This is a genomic window from Viridibacillus sp. KH_047 (assembly GCF_057838945.1).
In genome coordinates this window covers 1,962,050-1,982,141 of sequence record NZ_CM174479.1, presented here as the reverse complement: position 1 = coordinate 1,982,141, position 20,092 = coordinate 1,962,050, and the positions used below count along the sequence as shown (strand labels likewise).

Below are 20,092 nucleotides of genomic sequence, written 5' to 3'. Positions count from 1 at the left end.
TAGGATGTCAATACTTTTCTCTAAAATTCTTATTAACCCTATGTTATACTATTTTCAGCATGCCAAACAGCTCTCCAAAAACCTTTTGGAAGTTTTTCTCTATTTTAATTAAAACCGTTAATTAAGCTATATCAAGGAAAGATTATTTTCTGTTTAATAATGCATAAATCCAATGAAGTAGTTTATTAATACAGGCTACAATCGCTACTTTGGCGGGCTTTCCTTCTGACCTTTTCTTATCATTGAATTCTTTAAGCTTTTTGTTTCTTGAACTTCTTATTCCGCATAATACTGCTAGATATAAGGCATGACGCAATCTGCTTGAACCTCTTTTAGTAATACGATTAGTTGTTGCAGTGAACTTTCCTGATGAGCAAACTCTGGGATCTACTCCTGGATTTGCGTGATTTAGCATTGCCTGACTGAATAATGATAGTTCTGTTCACATCGTCAATATAATTCGGGCTAATCAACAAGCATTCCGTTATACGCAACATGGAATCAATGAGTAAATGTAATAAACAATAGTCACGGAAATTCTTAAAGGATTTATTGGAATGTGATTTCACTACTTTCAACAGATTATCCAATTCACAACGGGTCAAGATATCAATTTCAACGCTGTCTTCTTTGAATCCTTCGAACTTTTTAAATGGATCTTGTTTGATTATTTCTTCTTTCGACAACCAATTTGTAAATGTCTTTAAATATTTAAGTCGACCTTCAATAGTTGAGTCTGACATACCAACCGTTTGAGCGTGTTCTGGTATATAAGCGTGTCCATCATATCGAATTGCTTCATTTTTCATCCAATGAACCCAATCAGATATAAATTCTGTCGTGATATCTGTAAGGTAAAATGGTTTTTCACTTCTCGTTTCGTGAAATATCGTTATGCTTTTGAACAATCCCACATGCTGATTCAATGTGTTAGTTCTTAAATTTTGTTTTTGCTTCGCCTCGAGGAATTTCTCAAATATTACTTTGACTGATTCCTTTTTAATTGCTTTTTCTGCTACCCTCTTTTGCGGTTTCCTTTCAGCAATTTCTGGTTGCTTATCGAAATATTCCACGATAAAAAAACACCTCCACCATTCTGTAATTTAACAGATGCGGAAGTGTTCGTTGTGTGTCGCTCAAGAATTGAGTTGAACACATTTGAAATTTGATAAGTCAAGGAATGGAGCCTACGGGAATTGAACCCGTATTTTTGCACTGCCAGCGATACGTTCTCCCACATATGTCCATTACACTACCCTGCTTATTGCGAGCGACAAGACAATAAAATTTTTCCCGTGCCCCCACCTAATTCGAAGAGTTCGTGAGCGGCCTTAGCGTCGGATAAAGAGAATATCTGCTGTATAACAGGTTGAATAGCTCCTTTATCTAGAAGCTGAAATAAAATGTTCAAATCTTCTTTAAGCCAAACGCGTTTTGACTTTCTAGTGACGGCAATGCTGTAAAAAATGCTTCGCTTGCCATCTGGCACTAATTTATAAGACATCAGTCGCATGAGACTTGATAGAACATAAGGTTTGGATTCCGCATTTTGAAATCCGTATCCGAGCAGCCGTCCGCCTTTACGCAATACTTGGTAGGATCTTTTATAATTGTTGCCGCCTATTGGGTCGAATACAGCATCGATACCTTTCGGAAATCGTAATCGGATTTCCTCTACAAAATCTGTGTTCCTATAGTCGATAGGCGTGGCATGCAGACTGGAAATGAAGGGGTGCCGGGACTGAGATGCCGTACCGAGCATCTCCAAATCGGAGAGTTTGCCGAGCTGCAGTAAAGCTGTTCCAACACCTCCTGCAGCGCCGTGAACCAATACTTTTTCACCCTTCTGCACCTTCGCATACCGATGAAGCATTTGATAGGCTGTCGCATAATTAAGCACGATACAAGCGGCCTCTTCCGGCTTTATGCCTTCAGGCAGCGGAACCAATTCATCGTGCTTGATGCAAATATATTCCGAGTAACCTCCGATGACGATTAATGCAGCTACAAGCTGGTCTGCGCGCACCGAGGTAACACCACTTCCAACTTCTTTTACAACCCCGACGATTTCAAAGCCAGGCGTCACTGGAAGCTTCTGAAAAGGGGGTGCCAGGACACCCTTTCTAATCATAATGTCACCATGAGCAACCCCTGTTACGAGAACCTGGACCAAGACTTCATTGGATTTAGGCGCGGGAATGTCTTCTTTCAGCATATGAAGGACTTCAGGGCCGCCATATCGGTCGAACACGATGCGTCTGTTGCTCAACATCAAGCTTCACTCCTTTGAGATTCTATTGCTTCTATTAGGCTCTTAATAACTTGCAGGGCATCAGGTATACTGGAGCTCAAGCCATAAAATCGCTCTTTGCCTTTGCGGACACAATCGAGAAGATGGGCTTGCCGTAAAATCTTTAAGTGATGGGATATGGCAGGTCGGGAAGTCTCCATTCGTTCGGTGATTTGCGTTACGTTCAAACTTGTCAGTTCAATAAGAAGAGAGATAATTTGTCGGCGGTTCACGTCTCCCAACGCTTGGAATATCATGGTGCTTTGGGTGAACTTATTTCGGATCAGTTTGTTGTCGCAATTATGATGCTTCATGAAACTCGCCTTATGTTTAAATTTTTAAACACGTAATAATAATGATATGTTATTCCACATCTATTTAGAATGCAATAGAAACATTGTTAGCTGTTGTGCTGCGATATTGTCACACTAGCGTCATCAAGTGATCATAAACAGTTATTGAGCATAATTTCATTATGCAAAAAAGCCTTTAAACACTCAGAAGTTCTTGTGCTTAAAGGCTTTTTAAGTTACGGAGCCTAGGGGGATACAACTCGCACATGCTCGTCTTCCCATCTTGGGATGTCCGAATCTTTGAACTAATGGCTGACGAAGCTAACTCAGCGAGGACTTTTTTAGCGGTAGAATCAGACGTCGTGCTTCTCCATTAGAAGTATTTCTCCGAAGCCTTTTCACTTCATTACGTCCGCGCGGACCGAACCCCGTGGTTCGCCCCCTGGGCAATCCACCATAATAAACAGAAAACCACGTCCAATGGACGTGGTTTGAATTTTTTATTTGATGGAGCCTAGGGGGATCGAACCCCTGACCTCATCACTGCCGGCGTGACACTCTCCCAGCTGAGCTAATGCCCCGTATCTTTGATACAATAAGATTTATAGCAATACGATTCGAATTTGTCCTGTCATCTCTTCAATCTCTTTTAAGAATCCAATAAAGCCATGTAATTCCTCTCTGGTATGCTTCACCGAAAAGCTCTTTCCAAACGGTTTTGATTTATCTAAGAATGCCTGAACTTGGCTCTCTCCTTTTGCCACATCCAGGCCAACTACTGGATTCATTTCTATTCCTCCTCTTATTTTTACTAGCCAGTACCCCTAATCCTTCTTGTAGTGTCATAGCTTCCCTTGTTATACGAGATCTAGGTCCCAACCAGCCTCAAACATGTTTCTACAAGTAGGGGGTGGACAGTTTAGCTGACGGGATCAATGTCCACGCACCCGTACGTCCTACCCTAGCTACTGATATATTAAATCCTATAAAAAAAAGGTCAACCAGTAATATAAACTGTACCCATTGTAAAGGACATTTTAAAAAAGGTTATACCACATGTAAAAGATGATTTCTGTATTCAACAGGAAAGCCCCGTTACCAAGCAATGGCTATTAAGTCAGGTTCAACGAATTCTATTACAAATTTAGGTGATGGGCAAAATACATACTGTTGATAGGAATCTTCCGCTGCTAGATGAATAATGTTTTCAATTACTTTGGATAGTGGCATCTTTACCCAAGGTAATGTACTAAAAGGTGGTAGGTCGTTTTGCAAGAAAAGATAAACTGAATTCTCAGTGTATAGTTCTTTATCGTTTAAAAACAAGGCTACCTTATCGCTACTAACATTATGTAAAACGAACTTGTTATTCATTTTCTCTAAGTCTAGACTTACCCATTCAATTATTGGGATGCTCTCTATAAATTCAGTTTTCACTTTCCCCCTCTCCTCATCGTCTAACAGCCTAATACTTTCTTTAGTTGAGAAAGGCTCCAATATCCAACCTAATTGCATCTGTATTTCATCATTTCTTTCTTTCTCTTTTTGTTTTTGTAAGAGAAACTCTAATTTAGTTTTTCGTGCATTCGTGTCCATTGTACACCTTCTTTTCTTTCTTTTTCCTGCAATAATAACTGGCTTTTCCCGTTTTGCTTATTCAACTAAACTGCCCCGTTAGTTCAATAAAGAAAAAAGAGCTGCATATGCAACTCAATGATCTTCAAGTAAACGTTATTTTTGAATTACTTATTTTTTTCAGGATAAATTTTATTAAGAATAAAGTAAATTATCCAAAACGGTATAGGTAAAGCTACTATGAAAGCCCTTTGGTCAGCAGGTAATGCATAAAGTAAAACAAACATTAAAATTACGAAAGGTATTATGAGTGGCCAGTAAATCTTTTTATTTACATTAAACAATTTTAAATTCTCCTTTTTTCCTAGCGCAATAAAGATTAAAACCTTTTTACATAAAAGATGATATAGAAAAAATCAAAGAAAAAGTTAATCCCACGCTCCATACACAACCTAGTATTTTTTGATTATGTATGTCTTTTCCTTGTTTTAGTTTTTCTAATAGTTGGACTAAATTAAGAAACCATAGTATCGAAAACAAGAACGTTGCTAAAAAATATGTAAATTCCATTTTACACCTCTCTTTACACATATCGTCCATAAAAATTAAGATATAAGATAAAATTATACCATTAAATTAATAATAGAAATTACATATTCCCAATCCCTTACTTTACAATAATCTTATTCAACAAACCTGCTTCGTTAGTTTAATAATCCGATAACACTCTAACTTGGTGACCCTGTAGTAAAAAACCACATAGCTAATAAAATTAACATAATTACTGCTATACCTATAATTAAACGTTTCATATTAAATCCCCCTTACATACCCTTCTTCAACTAACCTGCCCCGTTAGTTCAATAAAGAAAAAAGAGCTGCATACGCAACTCAATGATCTTTAATTAAACCAGCTAATAGGTTGTCAATATCTTTCTGTAAAATGATACTTTTCTTTATGCTATACTGTTTTTGGGCATAGCAAATAACCCTCCAAATGTATTATGGAAGGGTTTTCATTTAATGGTCAATTAAATAAATCAAACTAAATCAAGGAAAACTTCTTTCCTTTTTAATAAAGCATATATCCAGTGAAGAAGTTTATTAATACAAGCAACTATTGCAACTTTCGAAGGTTTTCCTTCTGAACGCTTCTTGTCATAAAACTCTTTGAGTTTTTTATTTCTAGAGCTTCTTATTCCACACAAAACAGCTAAATATAAACTGTGCCTTAGCCTACTGGAACCACGTTTAGTGATCCGATTCGTTGTCGCTGTGAATTTTCCAGATGAATAAACACTCGGATCAATTCCGGCATAGGCCACCAATTTCTTAGGGTGATTAAACCGATCGATTTCCCCAATTTCTGAAATAATCGTGGCAGCGATTTTTTCACCGATTCCAGGGATTGATTGGATAATCTTATATTCTTCTATTTCACTTGCCAGGGATATCATTTGGCTCTCTAATTCCGTAAGGTTTCCTTGGTAATTGAATAGGATATCGATATACATATTAAGATTAAATAAATGACTTTGATACATCACCTTCTGAAAAGGATTTTGATTGGCTGAATCTATCAGTTTTCTTGCCTTTTCCCTTGCCCATAGGGCAGAACGATTCGGACAATACCCACGAATACTATTTGCCAGTTCCTCCTCGTTAAATTCTAGAACTCTCTCCGACGTTGGATATTCTTTCAATATCAATAAAGATACTTTAGAAAAAAGGTCTCCAAAGACTTTTCTATATTCAGGGAAAATCTGATCTAAAATAGTATGAAATTGCAGCTTAGCTTCGACATACATATTCGTTATAATCTCCTGTTGCCTCGATAGATTACGAAGATTTAGAAGCTGAATCCCCCTTACTTTATAAGGTTCAAATTCCTCTTTGTAATAGAGAACACATAATTGATAGGCGTCGAAGGCGTCGGTCTTTACCTTTCTTAAACTGGATTTCTTTGCTTGATAAGAGATGATTGGATTTAACAAAATATACAGTATTTCATTTTCTTCTAAGCATTGAATGATGGGTGTATGATAATGACCTGTTGATTCTAAAATGACGACTGGCATACTCCCTGTTATCGATTTAATCTCCACTATAAATCTTATAAACTTGTCTAATTCTTCTCGATTATGCTTTATTGAAAAACTTCCTCCATGCGGCTTTCCTTTCTCTAAAAAAGCCTGTACTTCACTTTCATCTTTAGCTACATCAATACCCACTACTGGGTTCATTTTTTCTCCTCCTCTAACGTATTCACCAGTAACCCCTATTACCTTCAAGTAGTATTATAGCTTCGCTTGTTATACGAGATCTTAGTCTCAACCAGCCTCAAACATATTTCTACAAGTAGGGGGTGAACAGTTTAATCGACGGGATCCATGTCCCACGCCCCCGTACGTTCTACCCTGGCTACTGATAGCTTAAATCTAAATAAAAAAAGTTCAACCAGAAAGTTCTGGCTGAACTATATAATACGAACGCACCCGTTAGTTCAATAACTATAAAATATATCACTTTTCTTTTTGCTCTAATTCCAGCTCTTTTGTATCTTCCGAATATAAACAATTTGACCAATATGATATGCATTATGTGTCGTTACATTACCCAATACTTGCCACCAATTAGCTTCAAAGTCTCCTTGAACATCGCTTTCTAGTTGTTCTTCCGTTAATATTTCTTGCCAATGTAAAAGAACATCTAAAAGTTGTTTTTGAAGTTCATAGAATGATTTATTTTTTGAAATGGTAAATGTACTGTCATTACTTCCTACTGTCGGAACTGCATAAACACTAGCTTCTTTATACCTTGTTTGCCACGTTACATTCCAATAAAGCAAATGCTGTACAATTTCGGCAATACTATTACTTTCTTCACTCACCTTCCAAAAAGCTTCTTCATCTGTCAAATTTTTAACAGATTCTGAAAATGGTACGTACCAACTTGGATCGTTTGCATTAGCTAACAACTGATCAGACAAAACATCTTTTGGGTGAAACATACCTGCCACACTCCTTCTTAAAGTTTATCAAAATTTAATGCCTTTATATATTGTTAATCATTCTCTTTAATATGGTTATTTCCCTCTTTTTATAACTCTTTCTTCAATTAACCTGCCACGGTTGAATGAAAAAAGAGCTGTCTGAACAGCTCAATGATCTTCTACTATAACCCCCTTTTGTAAAAAAATATTGCTTTATTTAAAGACTTTTTATATATTTCGTAACATTCCCCATACAACAACTACCTTGAGGATTATTTACCTCACACCCACATCTGTCTGCTTTTACATTTTTTCGAATGTGTTCTAATGGTTTAGGGGAAAGTTCTTGTTCTTCATATTTCTTAATTTTTTCTTTTGTCCAACTAAAGCAATAGCAAACTGGTACAGTAGGAGAATCATCTTTTTGATGCACAGATACCTTTACTTCTGACTTAAGATACAGTTTTTTCTCTGCATCAAAATAGACAACATCACAATCTTTCTTTGAACAAAAGTAATGATTCAAACTCGGATTCAAAGAATCTAAAATTGATGGTTTAAGCATTGATTTTAACGTTATAATTTTCAACTTTTTCCCTTTGGTATTACAAGATGGACAAAACTCAATATCATTATTTTCAGTAATTCGTTCTTTTGAAGCACAACAATCACTCATACTCTACTCCCTCACTCGCAATAATTTTATGAAAATTATATCACTCCTTCTTAAAGTAAACTGCCCCGTTAGTTTAAGTACATTTTTTCACAATCTTTATCGTGACTTACTTACATATCTAATTTTGCCTAGAGCAACACCTGTAAGTGTGATTGTAGTTTTGTTAATAACACGTTCAGTGTCATTACAAAAATAACAAAAAGCGTCTAAACCCTTGATATACATGAGTTTAGGCGCATTATCATCAATTGAAAATATCAAGTTAATATTCTTCTTCGTGACCAACTTGGTCATAATGATATTAAAACGACTTCTCTTTATACAAATATGGCCAATACAGACAGTCAAAAAATATTAACTAATATGGATCAACGTCGTAAAAACGTTGACTTTTAATTATATAATGAAAATTAAAAAACCATCTTGATAAATAACTTATCAAAATGGTTTTTTCTTGTTTCTAAAATATGAATTAGTTTTTGGTAACCTGCTAAAGAATCTTTTTCCTATTAACTACAACAACATTATTGAGCTAACCTGCCTCGTTAGTTCAAAAAAATGCTCCACTCCTTATTGAAGTAAAGCACCCGTTAGTTGAAGAAGGATTTTTTGAACAATTATATAATTCTTTGTACAACTGCTACTGAAATTTTTAAACTCTACCTGTTTGAATTGCTATTGCCCAATCTATTCTTCCGTTTTTTTCACTTTGTATGATAGCTCCATCTCGATTATAAGGAATATGTATTTGTTCTATCATCCAGTCATCTTCTTTTTTTGTTACAATTGTATAATTTGCATAAGGAGAACCAGACTCCATTTTGTGATAGATTGGTAATTCGTCTTCATAAGCTGGTAGTCCAACGCTACCTGGATTAATAACTATTTTATTATTAGGTAAAAATACAACTCTAGGTATGTGAGTATGTGCACAAAAAATAATGTTCTGCGAAATGCCATTAACCAACTTCAAAATATCTTCTGTCTTCTTAAGCTTAGAACCATTTGGACTTATTTCTTCTAACAAATATCTTTCATCATTAGTGGGAGTACCGTGACAAAAATAAAAATCTTCAGTTTGCAAAGAAAATGGCAAATCAGAAATCCATTCCTTATGCTCTTCTTCCAATAAATCTTGAACATATTGTACTGTTGGATTATCTGTATTGTTATCTAATAAGATTCTATCGCAATTCCCCCTAATATTACGAATGTTCTCTTTTACTAATAATTCATAAGTTTCTATAGGAAATAGTGGTCCATATAAGCTATCACCTAAATTATATATTTCCTTAATACCACGATTTTTAATATCTAATAGCACTACTTGTAACGCATCTATATTTCCATGAATGTCAGATATAATAGCCGTCTTCATTACTAAGATCCTCCTTTATTCTTTACATCTACCTATCTTCTTCACCTAACCAGCTGCGTTAGTTGAAAAAGAAAAAAGAGCTGTCTGGACAGCTCAATGATCTTTTACTAAAGCCCTCGTTAGTTGAATACGGATTTTTATAAAAGCGAATAATACTCTGCAAAATATAAAAACCCCTTCTTCTTCACTAGAAGAGTGTCTAATTCTGCTTCAGTTGCTTTTTCAAATGGTGGTTTTGTTAAGGTATATGAATTTGCATTTAGTTTATTTAAAATTTCATTATCGAATTCATTATCGATTTTAGTATCACTAATATCTGTAGTTAGGGCTTCTTTTGGATACCCCAAAAAAAATATATGATACCTCAATGCCATTTTTGGCGTTGAATGCAACAATATAAAAATAATTCCTAACGTTACTAAAATCCCAATTGTTTTTTTCAAATAACCACCTCATATTTCCCTTATATCTTTTTATTCGCGAACTTACTAAAAAACCCCTTCTTCAACTAACCTGCCCCGTTAGTTCAATAAAGAAAAAAAGAGCTGCATATGCAACTCAATGATCTTCAAGTAAAGCATCCGTTAGTTGAAATAGATGGATAAACAATAATAATTAACTGGGTAAAATAAAGATTATTATTAGTTAAGGTTTAACTTTTCTGAGTAAGTTAGGATTCTTTGCTGCAAAAATTAGACCTGCTCCGCCTACTGCTGCAAACGCTATGTAACCCATCCACTGTTTGAACTCCGTATCTTTTTTAAAAGATTGCTCAACCATTCGTTCGATTCGGTCATTCAAATTTTCTCTTTCTTCTGGAGTTAAATTTGGATTTTTTAATTGGTCTGCAAAACTATCGATTGCTTTATCGATAGTGCTAAATACTTTTTTAGGCGGGGCATATTTTTGTAAGATTTCAAGTTCTTCGGCAGTTAATTTTGTTATATCGTATTGGTTGTTTTGAAGCTTTGTAAATGTATTTTCAATCGCATTGTTTTCGTTCATTACGGAGCCTCCTATTTTAATATTTTTCCTGTTATAACCACAATCCGAAAACAGAAGATATTCATCAAATTATTTATTCTATGGCTGATACGGGAAATCCTCTTCCATTAACCTGCCCCGTTAGTTCAATAAAGAAAAAAGAGCTGCATATGCAACTCAATGATCTTCAAGTAAAGCTCCCCAATAGTTGAAGATGAAAAGTGAAGCTTATTCAACAACTTTCCCTATTGTAGAAATTCCTTTATTATTTCTACTACTTCAATATTGCCATCTATTAAAGTTTCAACTAATGGCTCTTTCCCAAGATTATTAGGTCGATTACTCCAGTAGTAATCTGCATTTCTAACATTTTCTTCATCATTATCAGTTCCGTCAAAGACATTATACGCATCACCATCAAATACCTTGCCGTCTGTTCGCAATTTCACTATTTGATAAACATTTCTACCACTATTTATAAAAGAACTAGCCCACATTTCTGCATCTAATAGAGTTTTGGATGTGTATAAACATTGCATTCTAGAAGGATAGTTGAGATATTTTTCTTTTCTAACCTTTTCTAAAGCTAATTCTCTGTATGTTCTAACAGTCCAATATTCCAAATTTAAATTTATAAATTTAGAAAAATTATCAATTACCTTATTGCCATCTAATATATTTTTACAAGCCATAACTCGATTATAAACACCATTATAATGATTACTATCAAAAATTATTATTTGTCCAAGCTTCATAGGCTTTTCCGTAACTACATGATACACATAAAAATTTGACATTTTGACCTACCTCTCTTTTATTACTAATAAAAAATAAATAAAATTGAAATTTATTGTTTTGCACAACAAATGCTTTAACTCATTCCCCTTTTTGATTGATCAACTAACTGGCCCGATTATTAAAAACAAGTTAAACAACACTGTTCAACTAAACTGCCCCGTTAGTTCAATAAGAAAAAGCGATTTCTCATAATGAAGAATCGCTCTGTTTACTGAATAGCACAGTTAATATTTGTTCTTAAACCTCATCTTCCCAAATGATTAAACCATTTAAAAAAGAATCAAAGTTAGAAGCGAGTTCAATAATCTGTTCATCTTCAATATCAATAAAGATAACAGGTGGTTCTTCTTTTGTATTTCTGTAATCAAAAGCAACCCAGGAATGGCCATCTCCAGAAATCAGTACGATATTGTTAGGCAATCCCCATTCTTCAATTAAATACGCGCTCTCTAAAATACCGTTTTCATCACCGATTCCAAAGATATGATCAATATTTATATGGTCATCTGCCCAAGATGTCGGAACCTCAGTAGGATAAGAGTCAAAATTAATATATCCTCCATTTTGTTCCTTAAGAATATTTATGTATGTTTGAGGCAACTTAATTTTAAGTTTTCCCTCTGCTTCTTTTACCAATTCCTCTGTCAGTGATTCTAACTTATAATACTCATTATTCTCTTGCCAAATACCGTTCTTCATTAAAGCACCTCTTTTTAAAATGGAATTACAACCATTTTTAGTTTAGGGTTTTATTGAGTATTTGTAAATCTTATTGAACTAACCTGCCTCTTTAGTTGAATAAGAAAAAGGAGCCGTCTGAACAGCTCGACCATCTTCCACTAAACCACCCGTTAGCTTAACAAGACGTAACTGGGATATATTTATAATTCTCACAGTAAAATAAGTCATTGTCCCAAAAAACCTCATTCACCTATTTATTCATTTTTATGTTGTTTCAACCTCTCTTTTATATACTAAAAAACTCCCTATATAGAATTGTTAAAATCACCATAACCATTATTTAATGTATTAATAATCATTTTTAATACAAAATATGAAGGAATAAATAATATCTTAGGGAGTGTGTTGATTAATGGGCGTTATGGATAATCCAAAAAAAGATCCTATGCATTATGGTGAAGTAATGGGTTCCTGGTCATTTGTTGCAGCAAACAATGGACTAATAAGTGGATATGAGACATTTGTTAATCATGTTGGAGATAAAGACCTGAAAAAGCTACTCACACAAGTTATAGAAATGATGCAATCACATAATAAAGAGGTTGTGGAACTATTAAAAAACAACGGTATTGTTCCTCCACCTGCATTACCAAGTCGCCCAAAAGCAACGACTGAAGATATTCCTGTTGGTGCAAGATTTGAGGATGTTGAAATAAGTGCAACAGTTGCTGTAAATGTTGGACAAGGTTTAGTGTCATGTAGCCAAGTAATGGGGCAATGTTTACGTGAGGATATTGCTAGGATGTTCGGTAAATTCCATACAGAATGGGCACTATTTGGAGCGAAACTTTTAAAACTAAACAAAGAAAAAGGATGGATTGTTCCACCACCTCTTCACACAGATGTTCCAGAATAATAACGTAAAATAACGTAACTGTATTTTGAATGGTAAAGGGACCAATTAGAAGGTCCCTTTTGTTTTGTTATTCTTGTTTAAGGTTTCAGTATAACTTTAATACATTTAAATCACCCTTAATTAATTTTTTGTATTCTTTTACCCATGTCTATTCGTACTATCCTTATTCAAGTAAACTGCCCCGTTAGTTTAAGTGCATTTTTTCACAATCTTTATCGTGAATTACTTACATATCTAATTTTGCCAAGAGCAACCCCTGTAAGTGTGATTGTAGTTTCGTTAATAACACTTTCTTTATCTATTATAAGTTCAGATTTTGAAAATAAAGAACTTTCACTAAAACAATTATCATAAAGGTGTAATTTCATCATTCCTCACTCTTACTGAGAAAATAATAATATTACAAATAAAAAATCCAGGTGTACCTAAGTCTTTTTAATAAACCAATCCCTACTATTTTGCTATAATATAGGCAACAAGAGAATTGGAGTGAGTTCATTTATGGCAAAATTATTTGAAAATTATAAAATAGGTAATTTAACGCTAAAAAATCGCATTGTAATGTCTCCTATGTGTATGTATGAATGTCATAATAAGGACGGTCTTGTTCAAGACTTCCATAAAATTCACTATGCAACAAGAGCGGTTGGTCAAGTAGGATTGATCATTGTAGAAGCAACTGCTGTTCAGCCAGAAGGTCGTATCTCACCTAAAGACCTTGGCATTTGGAGTGACAAGCATACTGCTGGTCTTACTGAACTGAATCGATTAATGCATGGTGCAGGTTCCAAAACAGGTATCCAATTAGCACATGCAGGACGTAAAGCTGAACTTGAAAGCGATATTTACGCACCTTCTGCTATTGCCTTTAGTGAAAATTACAAAACACCGATTGAAATGACAACCAATGATATAAAAAATACGGTAGATGCATTCAAAAAAGCCGCTATCCGATCAAAAGAAGCTGGCTTTGATGTAATTGAACTGCATGGTGCACATGGTTATTTAATCAATGAATTTTTATCCCCACTGTCAAATAAACGTACAGATGAATACGGAGGCTCAGTAGAAAACCGCTATCGTTTTTTACGTGAAGTAATTGATGCAGTGAAAGAAGTATTTGCCGGTCCTCTATTTGTCCGAATCTCTGCGAAGGATTATGCAGACGGTGGAATGGAACCTGTCGATTATATTACGATGACAAAATGGATGAAAGAGCAAGGTGTCGATTTAGTGGATGTTAGTTCTGGCGCAGTCGTGCATGCAAGAATTCCAGTATTCCCAGGCTATCAAGTACCATTTGCTGAGACGATCAAGCATGAAACACCGATTCCAACAGGAGCAGTTGGTCTCATTACTTCCCCAGTACAGGCTGAAGAAATTCTGCAAAATAACAGAGCAGACCTAGTCTTCATGGCTAGAGAATTACTACGTAATCCATATTGGGCTTATCAAGCTGCAAAAGAATTGGGCGTAGATATTGAAGCTATAAACGATTCATATAAACGTGGTTGGAAATAAGTTCTTACTTGAAAATAAATAAACCTACATGATGATTGAGTGTAACTGGCCCAATCGTCATGTAGGTTTTTTTAATAAAGCTTCTACATTTTTGATCTATTCCTTAAATCTAAATAAATTGTCTCTTACTTAACATGAAATGTAGTGTGACTGTGACCTTCTCGTGATTTTGTTACTTCTAAAATAGCTGGCATTGCTGCTTTTAGCTCTGCAACATGGGAGATAACGCCGATCATACGACCGGACTTCTGAAGATCAATGAGTGTATCGATTGCTTTAGTCAATGATTCCTCATCTAACGTACCGAAACCTTCGTCTATAAACATCGTATCAATTCTGATATTTCCTTGGAAGCTTTGAATTACGTCTGACATACCTAGTGCTAAACATAATGAAGCATTGAACTTTTCTCCGCCGGATAACGTTTTGACATCACGAGTTTGCCCCGTGTATGCGTCATAGACATCTAAACCTAATCCGCTTTGCTTACCTCTTGCTTCTTGACGATCACTACGAATCAAATTGAATTGACCGTTCGATAGTGGTTTAAGACGTTCATTTGCGGCATGAATAATTTGCTCCAAATACTCGATTTGAACATAACGCTCAAATGAGATTTTCATATGATTTTGACCTCGTAGTAAATCATAAAGACCAATAATTCGGCCACAAGAGGCTTCAAGATCAGCAATATTTTTGCTTACTTCCGATAAATCAATAATCAGTTGGTGCGCATTCTGACGATATTTTTTTGAGTTATTCCATTGTTCGAATGCCATTTCATAGGCTTGTTTCAACTGATTTACTTCCTCAGATACTATAGTAAGATTCACTAATTCTTTGCCTGCAACTTGTTCTTTTTCTTCTTCAATTTGTGTCGATAATGCATGTATTGTGTTTTTATATTGCTGACATTCATCTTTTAGTTTTTGACACTGTGATTCGTCTCTTCTCGCTGCTAAGTAATCTTTTCCTTTTTCAAAGCCTGCATTTTCAACAGCTTGTTTAAAGTCTTCTTGCGCTTGTTCAAGCAATTTACGGGATTCCGCTAAATCCGTTATCGCATGTTGTAAATTCGCTTGTGCTGTTGTATTTTGTTCATTAGCTTGTTGCATACGCTTTTGAGCAAGTGTCCAACTTTCCTCTAATAGAGTTCTTTGCTGTGTAGCTTCTTTCGTCAACTGATATAGATGATGTAACGACGTAATGTCTTGCGGAATGGATTTAAGTTTTTCATCATAAATTGCCGTAGCATTATTCAGTGCCTGCAGATGAGTTTGATAAGTCTTTTCCAGTTGTTGAAGTTGTAGCTGGAATTCGGCTACAGCTTGTTTCTGAGACTTAGTTTTTTCTTTTAGTTGGTTCCAAAGTTCTTTTTCTTTCTTCAATTGCTGAACATTAGCGAATAAGTCTTGATATTGATTAGTTAATGTTGGTCCTTCTTCCACTGTAACGCTAAGTTCTTGAAGGTTTTGCTCTAATGCATTAAATGCTTGCATTTCAGCCTGCAGTTGTCCATTAGTCACAAAGTATTGTTGTTCTAAATTTGATGCATATTTGCGAATTTGCTCTAATTGTTGCTCATCAACGACTTCCACTGTTTCTTCATGCTTTGCAACATGTTCCGTGCTACCACATACCGGACACGGTGCACCGTCTACTAGCTGTGATGCTAGAATACTCGCTTGGCTGGCAACCCATTTATCTTGTTCAGCCTTCGCTTTTTGCTGCGCTTCTATATATACTTTTTCTTTTGTAATGACTTGCTCTTTTAAATCCTGCACTTTTTTTTGTTGTGTAGACCATTGGTGAAAAGCTGCTGCTCGGTCTTTTAATTGAGCCAATTTATCAATTTTGTCATCTAGAGGTTGTATCGTCTCCTCTAAAGTTGCTGATTGTTCTTCTATCGCTTGAAGTGCGAGCATTCGCTCTTCATGTTGTTGACTTTGTGCAGTAAATACTGCTTGCAATTGTTGAACCTCTTGCTGCAATTGATTTTTTATCTGATTTTGTTTTTCTAAATCTTTAAATATAGGTTCTAATGATTGTAAATGCATGACCCTTTTTAAACTGTCATTACGCTCAGTTTCTTTTTGTTGTTGGACTACAAATTGAGCAGTTACTTCTTCTAATTGAAGTTTCATTTTTTGTTCTGATTTTTTGGCTTCTTCAAATGTGACTTCCTTTTGTAGTACCTTCTGCTTCGCCACACGGTAATATTGCTCTATTGGAATAATGTGACTAGCCTTTTCAGCAGCAGCTAGCTCACGTTCTTTTTCTAAGAACAGAGGCTCTTGCTGTCTTAAAGTAAGAAGTTTTTGTTCCTTCTCTATATATGCCTCTATTTTTTGATTTAAAGTAACTGCTTCAAATTGTTGACGTTGCTTGTCTTCGAGTTGTTTGCCGACCTCTTTATATTTAGCTTCATCTTCCTTAATTTGCTGATCATAAAAGTCGACTTCTATTTTTAATGCATCTACTAGTTGATACATATTAAACTGGTTTGTTTCTAGTAACTCAAAAAGAGCAGATTCTCTTTTCGGAAGCGTGCTTGCAATTTTACTTGTGTGTAAGTTACGGACTGCTATAGCCTGCTGTAATTGTTTGTCAGCTTCTTCTTTTTTCACTTTAAGTTGATCTGCAATATGTCGATAAGATTCGGTCTTGAAGATTTTACGTAATATCGCTTCTTTGTTTTCTGTTTCAGAAGTTAGTAATTTACGAAACTCCCCTTGAGGCAACATGACAATTTGTTTAAATTGATCCTTTGATAATCCGATAATATCTTCAATTTTTTTATTAATTTCTCCAACTTTTTGTGATTCAACGACTGGCTTTTCTCCTGTAGGTAGAATTTCAACAAGTTCAAATGATTCACCAGTTGCAGTTTTATTGCCATTTTTTCGATGTGCTAACTGACGAAGTACACGATATTGACGATTATGGATTTCAAAAATGAGTTCTGCAGATGTATGGGTATCATCGTCAGCAAAGTCACTACGAATTTCTTTAATATCTGCACGATCTTCACCACTCGCACTACCATACAATGCAAAACTAATACCATCGAAAATAGTTGTTTTCCCAGCTCCCGTAGCACCAGAAATAACAAATAAGCGATGGTCGCCTAATTCACGAAAATCAATTGTTTCTGTCTTTTTATATGGACCAAAAGCGGTCATCTTCAGTTGAATTGGCTTCATTTCACATTACTCCCTACTTCACGTTCTTTTGCTAATCCTTCTTGTAACACTTCTTGGAATAGCTGTTTTGTTGCATCTTCTACTTCTTCCCCTACTATTTCCTTGTAAAACGCCTCAAAGAGCGTCAAATCGTCCATCTTTTGACGAGATGTCGTTAGTTGCTCAGTGCCGTCTATTTTTTGATGAATCATTTTACGCTCCACATGCATGGCATTCGGAAAGACTGTACGAATTTTCTCCATGGGTGAAATAATTGGTGTATCATCAAGTAATTTAACGTAAATATAATCTTCACTTACTTCTGATTTAAGTAAATTATCAATTGTATCCTCAACAGTTCGCATATCTCTCCGCGGTTGCAATAATTTCATCTCGATTGTTACTTGTCCATCTCCTGCTAAATCCACGATTAAATAGCCCTTTTTATGATTCTCTTCAGAAATCGAATATTTTAAAGGTGAACCTGCATAGCGAATTGTTTCATTTAACACGAAATGCGCTTGGTGTAAATGTCCAAGAGCTGTGTAATGAAATGGCTCAAAAAGCGCTGCATCTATACATTCTGTACCACCGATAGCTAACGGTCTCTCAGATTCACTTGTATTCTCCTCTTCTTGACCGTGGGAAGTTACAAATGCATGTCCAACAAAAACATGTCTTTTCTCTGGATCCAACTTCTTCTTCAATTCATCCGTTATACGTTTCATCGCAGATTGGTGTGTTTTAATGGAATCATCATCAAACACATATCTAACTTGAGAAGGGTCGGCATATGGTATTAGGTGAAAATGTACCTCTCCAAACTCATCATTTAGAACGACCGGTGATAGCTTGTCATCAAGGTTCCCTACTATATGTAAACCGCTTTCCTTCATTAACTTACTACCGAAATGTAAACGACCTGGACTGTCATGATTTCCCGCAATGCTGATGAGTGGAATATGTCGTTTTAACACAATCTCTGCGAAAATATCATCTAATAATCGAACGGCTTCTGTCGGAGGTACAGCTCTGTCGTATAAATCACCTGCAACAATGATGACATCTGGTTTCTCTTGGTCAATATCTGCCAAAAATTGTTGTAAAATATAAGCTTGGTCCTCAGTCATGTATACCCCTTGTACAAGCTTCCCTAAATGCCAATCAGCTGTATGAAATATTTTCATGAAAATTCCTCCTTTTAAATCATATTATCTATTTTAACATTCTATTGAAATGGTTGTGATTGAAAAATAGCACACAGAATATACTGTGAATTTATTGTATCACAGAATCAACAAAAAGAACAAATGTTCCTATTTTAATACGAATTAGTAATTTCATCAAAAAAACCTAAGCCAAATTTCCTTGGCTTAGGTTTAGTGATTACGCTTAATATTGCATTATAGAATAGACAAATACGATAGTAATAACGATTGGTACCAACCATGTCATTAAGAATTTCCACGTATTAAAATATATGGGCGATAACTTTCCACCTTGCATAAACTCATCTCTCACAAATGATTTCTTTACTTTATGCATGATGAAAATGGCGATTAGGAAGTTCCCTAATGGTAACATTATATTACTGACTAAATAATCTGTCGCATCAAAAATACTCTTTTCGAAAATTGTAAAGTCACTTAAACTACTTGATGATAAAGCTGCTGGAATAGATGCAATAAATACGACTACACCTAAAGCAAATGCAATATTTCTTCTAGCATTCGGCCACTTCTCTACTAAAGCTGCAACAATAATTTCATATAAACTAAATGACGAAGTAAGTGTCGCGAATAAAAACAACAATAAGAAAATCGCTAAGAATAGTTCACCAAATGGCATTTGACTAAATACTGATGGCAATACCATAAACAATAAGCCAGGTCCTTCTGCTGGTTCAAAACCAAATGCAAAAACGACCGGGAAAATCGCTAGCCCTGCAAGTAATGATACGAAAATATTCATTAGTACGACAGACCCTGCTGAATTAGGTAAACTCTCATCTTTTTTCAAATACGAACTATACGTCACCATACAAGAAAAACCAACCGCTAAAGCAAAGAACGACTGTCCGAGCGCATATAACACGGCCTTACCTGTAATCTTAGAAAAATCTGGCGCTAAGAAGAATTTTACCCCTTCCATTGCTCCTTCAAGTGATAATGCTCGAATAACAAGTATGAAAAAGAATACAAATAATAAAGGCATCATATATTTATTTGCTTTTTCAATACCATTTTGTACACCTAGAGAAATGATAAGCACATTAATCAGTGTGAAAAGCGCTAGTCCAACTAATGTGATCCAAGGTGTTCCTGTTATCATGCCAAACAATTGATCTGGCGCTGTTCCACTTTGAATTACATTTCCGACAACAGCCTTACCACTATATATTAATATCCAGCCCCCTACTACACTATAAAAAGATAGTAATAAGAAGCATCCTGCTACTCCAAGTCGGCCAATCCAAACCCATGTACTTTTTGGTGCTAGTTTTTTATATGCTGAGATCGCTTCTGCACCCGTTCCGCGACCAATGATGAATTCTGAAATTAGCATCGGTAAACCAATAAGTAACGTAAAGATGACAAATAATAAAAAGAAGGCTCCCCCTCCACTTTGTCCTGTTACATATGGCATCTTCCAAATGGCTCCTAGCCCAATTGCCGCTCCAGCCGACGATAATATAAAACCAATTTTCGTCGACCACTGTCCTCTTTTTGAATCCAAAGATATTCCTCCTATACTCTGCTCAGCTCAACAATTCTAACAACTGAAGAGACATAAATATTCACTCCCT

The 20,092-nt window shown here is 35.4% G+C and carries 19 protein-coding genes and 1 pseudogene; 2 read left to right on the top strand and 18 right to left on the bottom strand.

Features of this window, described 5'->3' with window-relative positions; translation table 11 throughout:
* Window positions 1-142: 142 nt before the first annotated feature.
* From AC3IS5_RS09910 to AC3IS5_RS09840, 15 genes and pseudogenes are all read right to left on the bottom strand, one after another.
* Window positions 143-439 (bottom strand): annotated as a pseudogene (locus tag AC3IS5_RS09910) (transposase); the annotation flags it as partial.
* Window positions 345-1,073: a tyrosine-type recombinase/integrase gene (locus AC3IS5_RS09905; protein ID WP_489427655.1), complete on the bottom strand. Its 729-nt coding sequence runs from the start codon at window positions 1,071-1,073 to the stop codon at window positions 345-347. The gene AC3IS5_RS09905 and the pseudogene AC3IS5_RS09910, both read right to left, overlap by 95 nt.
* Window positions 1,074-1,261: 188 nt before the next feature.
* Entirely contained in the window at window positions 1,262-2,272 is a 1,011-nt protein-coding gene (locus AC3IS5_RS09900) for a medium chain dehydrogenase/reductase family protein (RefSeq protein WP_489427654.1), read from the bottom strand.
* Window positions 2,272-2,604: an ArsR/SmtB family transcription factor gene (locus tag AC3IS5_RS09895; protein ID WP_489427653.1), complete on the bottom strand. Its 333-nt coding sequence runs from the start codon at window positions 2,602-2,604 to the stop codon at window positions 2,272-2,274. The genes AC3IS5_RS09900 and AC3IS5_RS09895 overlap by 1 nt, the downstream gene beginning before the upstream one ends.
* Before the next feature lie 581 nt (window positions 2,605-3,185).
* Complete coding sequence (locus AC3IS5_RS09890; protein WP_489427953.1) at window positions 3,186-3,371, bottom strand: hypothetical protein; 186 nt, start codon at window positions 3,369-3,371, stop codon at window positions 3,186-3,188.
* Between the two features lie 307 nt (window positions 3,372-3,678).
* Window positions 3,679-4,179 carry a hypothetical protein gene (locus AC3IS5_RS09885; protein WP_489427652.1) on the bottom strand — a complete coding sequence of 167 codons (501 nt, stop codon included), beginning with the start codon at window positions 4,177-4,179 and terminating at the stop codon, window positions 3,679-3,681.
* 1,019 nt (window positions 4,180-5,198) lie between these two features.
* Window positions 5,199-6,401, bottom strand: coding sequence for an IS110 family RNA-guided transposase (locus AC3IS5_RS09880; RefSeq protein WP_489427651.1), 1,203 nt, complete (start codon window positions 6,399-6,401; stop codon window positions 5,199-5,201).
* Window positions 6,402-6,697: 296 nt separating this feature from the next.
* On the bottom strand, window positions 6,698-7,168 hold the full coding sequence (locus AC3IS5_RS09875; RefSeq protein ID WP_489427650.1) for a DinB family protein: 471 nt from the start codon (window positions 7,166-7,168) through the stop codon (window positions 6,698-6,700).
* 199 nt (window positions 7,169-7,367) lie between these two features.
* Window positions 7,368-7,826 carry a putative iron-sulfur cluster-binding metallochaperone gene (locus AC3IS5_RS09870; RefSeq protein ID WP_489427649.1) on the bottom strand — a complete coding sequence of 153 codons (459 nt, stop codon included), beginning with the start codon at window positions 7,824-7,826 and terminating at the stop codon, window positions 7,368-7,370.
* A 652-nt stretch (window positions 7,827-8,478) separates the two neighbouring features.
* Complete coding sequence (locus tag AC3IS5_RS09865; protein ID WP_489427648.1) at window positions 8,479-9,204, bottom strand: metallophosphoesterase family protein; 726 nt, start codon at window positions 9,202-9,204, stop codon at window positions 8,479-8,481.
* A gap of 137 nt (window positions 9,205-9,341) precedes the next feature.
* Complete coding sequence (locus AC3IS5_RS09860; RefSeq protein ID WP_489427647.1) at window positions 9,342-9,647, bottom strand: hypothetical protein; 306 nt, start codon at window positions 9,645-9,647, stop codon at window positions 9,342-9,344.
* Window positions 9,648-9,849: 202 nt separating this feature from the next.
* Complete coding sequence (locus tag AC3IS5_RS09855; protein WP_489427646.1) at window positions 9,850-10,209, bottom strand: hypothetical protein; 360 nt, start codon at window positions 10,207-10,209, stop codon at window positions 9,850-9,852.
* A gap of 224 nt (window positions 10,210-10,433) precedes the next feature.
* The gene (locus AC3IS5_RS09850) at window positions 10,434-10,985 is read right to left on the bottom strand and encodes a DUF2441 domain-containing protein (protein ID WP_489427645.1); all 552 of its coding nucleotides are present in this window, start codon (window positions 10,983-10,985) and stop codon (window positions 10,434-10,436) included.
* A 238-nt stretch (window positions 10,986-11,223) separates the two neighbouring features.
* Window positions 11,224-11,685 (bottom strand): SMI1/KNR4 family protein, encoded by a 462-nt coding sequence (locus AC3IS5_RS09845; RefSeq protein WP_489427644.1) that lies wholly within the window; start codon window positions 11,683-11,685, stop codon window positions 11,224-11,226.
* A 78-nt stretch (window positions 11,686-11,763) separates the two neighbouring features.
* Complete coding sequence (locus tag AC3IS5_RS09840) at window positions 11,764-11,895, bottom strand: hypothetical protein (RefSeq protein ID WP_489427643.1); 132 nt, start codon at window positions 11,893-11,895, stop codon at window positions 11,764-11,766.
* A 184-nt stretch (window positions 11,896-12,079) separates the two neighbouring features.
* Between AC3IS5_RS09840 and AC3IS5_RS09835 the strand changes: the two genes are divergently transcribed.
* Together AC3IS5_RS09835 and namA are read left to right on the top strand one after the other, a co-directional pair.
* Window positions 12,080-12,583, top strand: coding sequence for a DUF3231 family protein (locus AC3IS5_RS09835; RefSeq protein WP_489425433.1), 504 nt, complete (start codon window positions 12,080-12,082; stop codon window positions 12,581-12,583).
* A gap of 501 nt (window positions 12,584-13,084) precedes the next feature.
* Window positions 13,085-14,104 carry an NADPH dehydrogenase NamA gene (namA, locus tag AC3IS5_RS09830; RefSeq protein ID WP_489427642.1) on the top strand — a complete coding sequence of 340 codons (1,020 nt, stop codon included), beginning with the start codon at window positions 13,085-13,087 and terminating at the stop codon, window positions 14,102-14,104.
* 125 nt (window positions 14,105-14,229) lie between these two features.
* Here namA and AC3IS5_RS09825 read toward each other — a convergent pair whose 3' ends face one another.
* The 3 genes from AC3IS5_RS09825 to AC3IS5_RS09815 all read right to left on the bottom strand — a co-directional run bounded on the left by AC3IS5_RS09825 (window position 14,230) and on the right by AC3IS5_RS09815 (window position 20,022).
* Window positions 14,230-17,307: an AAA family ATPase gene (locus AC3IS5_RS09825; RefSeq protein WP_489427641.1), complete on the bottom strand. Its 3,078-nt coding sequence runs from the start codon at window positions 17,305-17,307 to the stop codon at window positions 14,230-14,232.
* Entirely contained in the window at window positions 17,304-18,473 is a 1,170-nt protein-coding gene (locus AC3IS5_RS09820) for an exonuclease SbcCD subunit D (protein ID WP_489427640.1), read from the bottom strand. The genes AC3IS5_RS09825 and AC3IS5_RS09820 overlap by 4 nt, the downstream gene beginning before the upstream one ends.
* 205 nt (window positions 18,474-18,678) lie before the next feature.
* Entirely contained in the window at window positions 18,679-20,022 is a 1,344-nt protein-coding gene (locus AC3IS5_RS09815) for a sodium-dependent transporter (RefSeq protein ID WP_489427639.1), read from the bottom strand.
* Window positions 20,023-20,092 lie beyond the last annotated feature (70 nt).